This is a genomic window from Pseudoalteromonas sp. CR1, assembly GCF_019392235.1.
Lineage (GTDB): Bacteria > Pseudomonadota > Gammaproteobacteria > Enterobacterales > Alteromonadaceae > Pseudoalteromonas.
In genome coordinates this window covers 1-248 of the sequence record NZ_JAHXRM010000485.1, presented here as the reverse complement: position 1 = coordinate 248, position 248 = coordinate 1, and the positions used below count along the sequence as shown (strand labels likewise).

General features: G+C 62.1%; 1 protein-coding gene. It reads left to right on the top strand.

From position 1 onward, the window contains the following. Positions 1–248, top strand: a 248-nt coding sequence (locus KZZ04_RS20250) for a Mur ligase family protein (protein WP_257903711.1), incomplete at both ends; no start/stop codon positions are given.

Genomic DNA, 248 nt, shown 5'->3' with positions numbered 1-248 from the left:
GGCCGACCATGTGCTGCAAGGCCGTTGGGTACTGGCGGTGGCGGGCACCCATGGCAAGACCACCACCAGCAGCATGCTGGCCTGGGTGTTGGAACACGCGGGCCTGAGCCCGGGCTTTTTGATTGGTGGGGTGCCGCAAAACTTCTCGGTGTCGGCGCGCCTGGGCGATACGCCGTTTTTTGTGATTGAGGCCGATGAGTACGACAGCGCCTTCTTCGACAAACGCTCCAAATTCGTCCACTACCGCC